The organism is Tepidiforma sp. (genome assembly GCF_034433535.1).
Lineage (GTDB): Bacteria > Chloroflexota > Dehalococcoidia > Tepidiformales > Tepidiformaceae > Tepidiforma.
The window spans coordinates 1-7,797 of record NZ_DAOUAO010000014.1; the positions used below are offsets into that span (position 1 = coordinate 1).

8 protein-coding genes are annotated in these 7,797 nt (G+C 68.0%); 7 read left to right on the forward strand and 1 reads right to left on the reverse strand.

The window, feature by feature from the left end; all coding sequences use genetic code 11:
• The 6 genes from VAE46_RS00885 to VAE46_RS00910 all read left to right on the forward strand — a co-directional run.
• The coding region (locus tag VAE46_RS00885) for a CoA transferase (RefSeq protein WP_322795017.1) at positions 1-838 on the forward strand (838 nt) is incomplete at its 5' end.
• Between the two features lie 9 nt (positions 839-847).
• Positions 848-2,104: a CoA transferase gene (locus tag VAE46_RS00890; protein ID WP_322795018.1), complete on the forward strand. Its 1,257-nt coding sequence runs from the start codon at positions 848-850 to the stop codon at positions 2,102-2,104.
• A gap of 76 nt (positions 2,105-2,180) precedes the next feature.
• Positions 2,181-2,750 (forward strand): LemA family protein, encoded by a 570-nt coding sequence (locus tag VAE46_RS00895; RefSeq protein WP_322795019.1) that lies wholly within the window; start codon positions 2,181-2,183, stop codon positions 2,748-2,750.
• A gap of 18 nt (positions 2,751-2,768) precedes the next feature.
• Entirely contained in the window at positions 2,769-3,695 is a 927-nt protein-coding gene (locus VAE46_RS00900; RefSeq protein ID WP_322795020.1) for a M48 family metallopeptidase, read from the forward strand.
• A gap of 514 nt (positions 3,696-4,209) precedes the next feature.
• Positions 4,210-4,683 carry a maleylpyruvate isomerase N-terminal domain-containing protein gene (locus VAE46_RS00905; protein WP_322795021.1) on the forward strand — a complete coding sequence of 158 codons (474 nt, stop codon included), beginning with the start codon at positions 4,210-4,212 and terminating at the stop codon, positions 4,681-4,683.
• 85 nt (positions 4,684-4,768) lie between these two features.
• Positions 4,769-5,422, forward strand: a complete 654-nt coding sequence (locus tag VAE46_RS00910) for an LON peptidase substrate-binding domain-containing protein (RefSeq protein WP_322795024.1) — start codon at positions 4,769-4,771, stop codon at positions 5,420-5,422.
• 13 nt (positions 5,423-5,435) lie between these two features.
• Here the strand turns inward: VAE46_RS00910 and nadA are convergent, their stop codons facing one another.
• Positions 5,436-6,680 (reverse strand): quinolinate synthase NadA, encoded by a 1,245-nt coding sequence (nadA, locus tag VAE46_RS00915; RefSeq protein WP_416223921.1) that lies wholly within the window; start codon positions 6,678-6,680, stop codon positions 5,436-5,438.
• 212 nt (positions 6,681-6,892) lie between these two features.
• On the opposite strand from nadA, the gene VAE46_RS00920 reads away from it, so the two are divergent.
• On the forward strand, positions 6,893-7,797 hold a 905-nt coding region (locus VAE46_RS00920; protein ID WP_322795023.1), incomplete at its 3' end, for a cache domain-containing protein.

The window sequence follows — 7,797 nt, forward strand, 5'->3', positions numbered from 1 at the left end:
GGACGGTCCCCACGCCGGCTGGGCCTACAGCGATATCGTCGGCCAGGCGATGGGCGGCATCATGACCCTCGCCGGCGAACCCGCCGACCCGCCGAACATGATCTACGGCCGCCAGGCCGATATCTCGGCCAGCATCCAGGCCGCCCAGGGCACCCTTATGGCGCTCCTCCACGCGGAGGCTACCGGGGAGGGCCAGCTCGTCGATGTCTCCGCCCAGGAGGCGCTCTCCATGGCCCAGGAGACCGCCATGCAGACCTGGGACTTCCAGAAGCGCAACCGGGTCCGCACCGGCGAACTGGGCATGCTCCCCATCCCCCTGCCGGCCACCGGCGTCGCGAAGACGAAGGACGGTTACGTCTCGCTCTACATCCTCGCGCCCGCCGGCAAGGACCTGCCTGCGCTCGTCGACTGGATGCGCGAGAAGGGCCTCCAGGGCCCGCTCGATGAGGAGCCCTACGCCAGCATCATCAACCAGCTCAACATGGCCTGGCTTACCCAGCTGATGTCCGACCCCTCCGCAGCGGGCAGCGTCCTCCAGCACCTGCCCGTCATCACGAAGACCATCCTCGACTTCTTCGCGACGCTCACCACGCGCGAGGCCTATGAGGAGGGCCAGCATCGGCAGCTGCTCATCGGCATCGTCTCGACCCCGAAGGACATCGCCGAGAACACCCAGCTGCGCGCCCGCGACTGGTTCGTCCGCATCGATTCACCCATCGATGGCCCGGTCGAGTTCCCCGGGCCGCCCTACCGACTCTCCGAGACGCCGGCCGTCATCAGCCGCCCGCCGCGTCTCGGTGAGCACACCGACGAAATCCTCGCCCAGTTGCGCTCCTGAGGTTCCCCCATGGCCAAGAAACCGCTCGAAGGTCTCCGCGTCGCCGATTTCTCGTGGTACGGCGCCGGCCCGATTGCCGGCAACACGCTCAGCCAGTTCGGCGCCGAAGTCATCCGCGTTGAATCCGAAACCCGCCCAGATGGCCTCCGCCGCGTCCATCCCTTCGCCCTCAACCCGGATGGCACCTTCAAGACCGGCTACAACGTCTCGGGCTACTTCAACAACTTCAACACCGGCAAGCTTTCGCTCCAGCTCAACCTGAACGTCCCGCGGGGGCAGGAGATCGCCTATCGCCTGATCAGAAAGTGCGACATCTTCCTCACCAACTTCACCCCCCGCGTCATTGACAAGTGGAACCTGCGCTACGAGCAAATCAGCGCCGTCAACTCCCGCATCATCGCAGCCTACGCGCCCATGCAGGGCCTCACCGGCCCGCACCGCGATTTCCTCGGCTTCGGCGCCGTGCTGACCCCCGTCACCGGCATCAGCCATATGAGCGGCTTCCCGCACCGCCCGCCCATCGGCGTCGGCACCAACTACCCGGACTACGTCATCAACCCCGGGCACACCGTCACCGCCATCCTCGCGGCGCTCCGCTACCGCAACCGCACCGGCCGCGGCCAGCTCATTGAACTCCCGCAGATTGAGTCGGTGGTCAACACGCTCGGCACCGCGGTGCTCGAATACCTCGTCAACGGCGACAACCCGGGTCGCACCGGTAACCGCAGCCCCAACTACGCCCCGCATGGCGCCTTCCGCTGCGCCGATGACCCCGAGTCCGTCGGCTCCGTCGACCGCTGGGTCGTCATTGCCTGCCGCGACGACCGCGAGTGGGCCGCCGCGGCGGAAGCCCTTGGCCACCCCGAAGCCGCTGCTGACCCGCGCTTCGCCACCTTCGAGGCCCGCAAGGCCAACGAGGACGAGCTCGAAGCGCTCATCTCTTCGTGGGTGCGCGAGCGCCGCGCCGAAGAGGTCGCCGAGGCCCTGCAGGCCCGCGGCGTGCCGGCCGGCGTCGTCCAGAACGCGCAGGACCTGCTCGATCGCGACCCCCACATGCGCGCCCGCGGCTACTACCAGTACGTCGAGCACCCTGAGGCCGGCCGCGAGGCCCACGATGGCCCGGCCTTTCGCCTCAGCGCCACGCCCGGCTCGGTTCCCGGGCCCGCGCCCATGCTTGGCGAGCACACCATGGACGTCTGTGAGCGCATCATCGGCCTCTCGATGGACGAAATTGCCGACCTGCTCGCCGAAGGGGTGCTCGTCTAACTTCCTGTCCGACGTTCCTGCACTTGCGGCTGGCGCCGTGTGCTAGCATGGCGCCAGCCATTTCAGGAGCGTCTTCGTGACTGCCGTCATCGTCCTCATCGTGGTCATTGTCCTGGCCCTGCTGCTGGTCGGGTTCGTCATCGGCCTGTACAACGGCCTCGCCCGCGCGCGCATCCGCGTGCAGGAAGCGTGGTCCGGCATCGATGTCCAGCTCAAGCGCCGCTCGAGCCTCATCCCCAACCTCGTCGAAACGGTCAAAGGCTACGCCGCGCACGAGAAGGAAACGCTCGAAAACGTCACCCGTGCCCGCGCCATGCTGGACCGCGCCGCCACCCCCGGCCAGGCCGCCCAGGCCGATAACGTCCTCACCGGCGCCCTCCGCTCGCTTTTTGCTGTCGCGGAGAACTATCCCGACCTCAAAGCCAACCAGAACTTCCTCGAGCTCCAGCGCGAACTCACCGACACCGAAGACAAAATCGCCTACGCCCGCCAGTTCTATAACTCCAATGTCCGCGTCTACAACGAGAAAATCGCCACCATCCCCAGCTCGATCATCGCCGGGATGTTCAACTTCCAGCCGGCCGAGTTCTACGAGGCCGAGGAGGCCGCACGCGAGGACGTCCGCGTCTCCTTCGCCGCGAACTAACCGGGCCGCCGGAGCCCCATGACGTCAGCACCGGTCCCCGGGTCGGTCCTCATCTACGACCGGATCGCCGCCAACCGCCGCAAAACGTGGCTGTTGATGGCGCTCTTCGTAGCGCTTACTACCGCGCTCCTTGGGCTCCTCGTCTACGCCCTCGGGTTTCCCCCGGGCGCCATCGGTATCGTCGGCATCGCGCTGATTGTGTACGCCCTTTTCAGTTACTTCGCCGGCTCCCGGGTAATCCTCGCCATCTCCGGCGCGCACGAAGTCACCAAAGAGCAGGAGTGGGAATACGTCCGCCGGGTGGAAAACCTCTGCATCGGTGCCGGTCTCCCCATGCCCCGCACCTGGGTGCTCGAAGACACCGCGCCGAACGCCTTCGCCACCGGCCGCGACCCCCAGCACGCGCATGTGGTGGTCACACGCGGCCTCCTCCAGAAGCTCGAGCCGATCGAGCTCGAAGCCGTGCTCGCCCACGAGCTTTCCCACATCGGCAACTACGACATCCGCGTGATGACCGTGGCGGCACTGCTCGTCGGCGTCGTCGTCCTCATGAGCGACTTCTTCCTCCGCTTCACCTACTGGGGCGCCGGCGCGCGCCCCCGCAACCGCGGCAAGGGCGGAGGGGGCTGGCTCATCGTCCTCTTGCTGGCCGTGGTCGCGGCCATCCTCGCGCCGATCGTCGCCCAGGCGCTCAGGGCTGCGATCAGCCGGCAGCGGGAATTCCTCGCTGATGCCAGCGGCGCTCTCCTTTGCCGCCATCCCGAGGCGCTCGCCCGCGCGCTCGAGAAGATCGCCGCCGATCCCGAGCCCCTCGAGGCTGCCAACAAGGGCACCGCCCACCTCTTCATCTACAACCCCCTCCGCGAGCACCATAGCTTCCTGAACAGCCTCTTCGATACCCACCCGCCCATCGCCGAGCGAATCCGCCTGCTCCGGAGCATGTAGCGCCCAACCGGGAACCATTGGGCCTTTCACAGCGGCCCGTTCGGCCCACGCCTGCCCAGCCCGGCTCGCCGATACTGACGGTGGAGTCCCATCCGGGCTCGACCGAAAGGAGGGAAGCGGAATGAACACCCAACGCATCCGCCTCCACGCCCGCTTCGGAGTCTGGATCGTGCAGAGGTAAGGCCCCCGCGCCGCCAGACCAGTCCGGAGGTGAACGATGAAGCTCCGAGTCCACGCCCGTTATCGGCGGTGGCACCATCCGCCACAAGGCCCGCGGTAGCGGGCCGCGCGCGGCCCACCGTCCGGGGACGAATGAACAGCACGGGCGCTAGGATTTCCGCCCCGGCCTCTCGAGAGGCAGCGTGTGAGCGGCGCCCCGGCCGAAGTGGGAATGGCATCCACTGAGACGAGGCCCCCAGCGCGGGGCCTCGTTTGCTGCGGCTTCCACACGAAGGCGGGCTGCAGGCGTAGACTGGCCACAACACCGGCCCGCACCAGACAGCCGGAGGTCCGAATGACCGACAAACAGCAGATGCTCGAAGCCCTCGACGCCGGCTACCGCCGCTTCCGCGAATCAATCGCGAACCTCGACGACGCCGCCTTTCAGGAAGTCTGGCTCGGGAGCTGGGACCTCTCCCGGCTGCTCGCGCACATGGCCGGCTGGTACCGGGAGATGGCCGGCGCCCTCGAACGGGTCGCCCGCGGCGAGCGCCCTGCACCCGAAGGGGTCGATTACTCGGATGTCGAGGCGTGGAACGCCCGGTTCGCCGCCGCTGCTCTGTCGGGCCGCGCCGCCCTCGCCGACTGGGACGAAGCCTTCCGCGCCTACCGCGCCGCCGCCGAGGCCCTCCCCGACCACCTCTACGGCGTCGACCCCGCCAGCGGCCGGCCGCGCATCGGCAACCGCCTCCTGCAGGGAGCCGGCATCGGACATTTCGAGGAGCACCAGCCCGAGCTCGAGGCCTGGCTCGCGCGCCGCGGCCGCTGATGTCGGGACGCCCCGCTCACGCCCGCTGATGGCACCGGCCCGTGGCCGCTGACATAATCGGTTCAGCACCTCTGGAGGGCCGCGCCTGGAACTCCCGCTCTTCCCCCTGCGTACGGTGCTTTTCCCGGGCATGCACCTCTCGCTGCGCATCTTCGAAGAGCGCTACAAGGTCATGCTGCGCGAGCTCCTGCAGACCGGCGGCGAGTTCGGGGTCGTCCTCATCCGTGAGGGCCACGAGGTCGGCGGCGGCGCCATTCCCCACGAAGTCGGCACGGCAGCGCGCATCGAATCCTGCGACCCCATCGAGGGCGGCCGCTTCCTGATCGCGGCGCGCGGCACCTGGCGCTTCCGCATCGAGCGCATGCTCCCGCCGCGGCCCTACCCCTGCGGCATCGTGCGACCGCTCGATGACAGCGACGGCCCCATGACGCAGCGCCTCAAGGCGGCCCTCGAAACCGTCCACGCCACCTTCCCGCTCTACTTCCGGCTCGTCCTCTCCCTCACCGACCAGTGGGCACGCGGCCTCGACCTGCCGGCCAGTCCCCACCGGCTGGTGAACTTCCTCGGTGAGTGGCTCCAGGTCGGCGAGGACGTCAAGCAGCGCCTGCTCGAGATCGAGCCCGCCGAACAGCGCGTCGCGCTCCTCGCCGAGACCCTCGACGACCTCATTGTCCGGACGAAAGACGAAGTGATCGCCCACCGGCGCCGGAAATACGGCGCGGTCGGCATCGCCAATTAGCGCCCGTCTGCGACTACTCGAGGCTGAGCATCCGCTCCAGCGCGACGAGCGACCATTTCCGGGTCTCGGGGTCCACCCGCACTTCGTTCACCACCTGCCCCTGCACCAGCGCTTCGAGCGTCCAGGCCACGTACGCCGGGTGAATCCGGTACATGGTCGAGCACGGGCAGACCACCGGGTCCAGGCAGAACACCGTCTTGTCCGGGTTTTGCTTCGCCAGCCGGTTGACCAGGTTGATCTCCGTCCCGACCGCCCAGGTGGTTCCCGCCGGGGCCTCCCGGATCGTCTTCGCAATCTTCTCGGTGGAGCCGCTAAAATCGGCCGCCTGCACCACCTCCCAGCGGCACTCCGGGTGCACGATGACCTGCACGCCGGGGTGCTCACGGCGGGCCTTTTCGATCTGCTCAGCGGTGAACCGCTGGTGGGTGCTGCAGTGGCCCTGCCAGAGGATGATTTTCGCCTTGTGCAACGCCTCCGGGGTGGTGCCGCCCATCGGCAGCCGCCAGTTCCAGAGCACCATCTCGTCGAGCGGGATGCCCATGGCGTAGCCCGTATTTCGCCCGAGGTGCTGGTCCGGGAAGAAGAGCACCCTGTCGCCCCGCTCGAACGCCCAGCGCAGCGCCCGGTCGGCGTTACTCGAGGTGCACACCAGCCCGCCGCGCTCGCCCACGAACGCCTTCAGGCTGGCGGCGCTATTCATATACGTGACCGGCACCACCCGGGCGTCATCCCCGAGGACATCGTGGATCTCGTCCCAGGCGGCGTACACGTCGTCGGGGTCGGCCATATCCGCCATCGAGCAGCCGGCCGCCATGTTCGGCAGGATGACCCGCACGTGCTCCGGCGTGAGGATGTCAGCCGATTCGGCCATGAAGTGCACCCCGCAGAACAGCACGTATTCGATGCCCTGCTGCTCGGCGGCGTGCCGCGCCAGCTTGAAGCTGTCGCCCGTGAAATCGGCGTACTTGATCACCTCGTCCCGCTGGTAGTGGTGGCCCAGCACCACCAGCTTGCCGCCCAGCTTCGCCCGTGCGGCCGCGATCCGGTGGTCCAGCTCCTCGGGGCCCATCTCGAGGTACACCCGCGGGATGTCCTGCTGCCAGCTGACGAACGCCGGCTCCTGCGCCAGCGGCACCGGCTGCAGGGCATCGGCCGGGCAGGTGTCAGGGTCGGAGTAGAGCACCAGCAGCTCGGCGTAGGTCTTCCCCGAGGGGGCGAGCGTCGCGGCCATGGTCGGTACCTCCTGACTTAGTGTCAGTTCTACACTAAGCCTCGCTTCGACTCTGCCAGAGCCATCCCTTCGTGTCAACCCGACACCAACCCGGAGCTCGCCCGGCGACAATCCGCGCCGCCCGGAAACCGGCTCCGGGATTCCCCCAATCGGCACGGCGCCCCCGACTCCCGAAGCTGAAGCCGGAGCGAGATTTCCCCCAGGAGCCCGCTGTGCCTCTTCTTCGTGACCGGTCCATCGTGACCAAGTTCACCCTGACCGTGGTCCTGGCCCTGGCCCTCATGTCGGCCGCGGTCATCATCGGCGTCGTGCGCGTCATCACCTCGGAGACGCGCCAGAACACCGAGACCATCCTGACCGGACAGGCCGAACTGGCAGCCCGCGAAGCGCTCGCTCAGATCGAGCGCGAGACCACCCGCATCGCCGGCCTCGCCTTCAGCGAGCAACTGGCGGAGCTGGCGGCCCTCTCCAACGCCGAGCGCCCCACGGAAGCTGACATTAAGAAGGTCGATGAGCAGTGGACCGCCTGGCAGAAGGGCGGGAGCGGCGGCCAGGCTGAGCAGCTCTTCGGCAGCTTCACCACGAACGACGGCGCCCGGCTGATTAAGGAGTTCCAGTCGGCCTATCCCGACCACATCGAGATGTTCGCGACCGACCGCTACGGCCGGAACATCGCCCAGGTCAAACCGACGTCCGACTACTACCAGGCCGATGAAGGCTGGTGGAAAGCCGCCTACGCCGATGGCAAAGGCGCCATCACGGTTCAGCCCGCTTCCTTCGACGAAAGCACCGGCCGCTGGGGCATGAACGTCGCCGCGCCCATCGTCCGGGATGGCGAAGTCGTCGGCGTCCTCCGCAGCACGATCGACGTCACCGCCGTCTTCGAAACGCTTCGGCAGGCAACGTTCGGCGAAACAGGCCACGTGATCCTGCTCGATGCCGAGGGAAAAGTCCTGTATCACCCCGACACGGAACTCTTCGGCCAGCAGCTGGCGGACCCGCTGACGGCGGCGGCGGTCGAACGCAAACCCCTCGATGCCGAGGTGCCGGACCCCGGCGGCCAGGCATGGCGTGTCCATGCGCTGCCTGTCCCCGGCCAGCTCGGAGAGCAGCTTGGCTGGACCCTCGCCGCCCGCATGACCCC

Coding starts and splice junctions, on each gene's coding strand:
- VAE46_RS00900 (WP_322795020.1), top strand. CDS start 2,769: ATGACGTCAGCACCGGTCCCCGGGTCGGTCCTCATCTACGACCGGATC.
- VAE46_RS00905 (WP_322795021.1), top strand. CDS start 4,210: ATGACCGACAAACAGCAGATGCTCGAAGCCCTCGACGCCGGCTACCGC.
- VAE46_RS00890 (WP_322795018.1), top strand. CDS start 848: ATGGCCAAGAAACCGCTCGAAGGTCTCCGCGTCGCCGATTTCTCGTGG.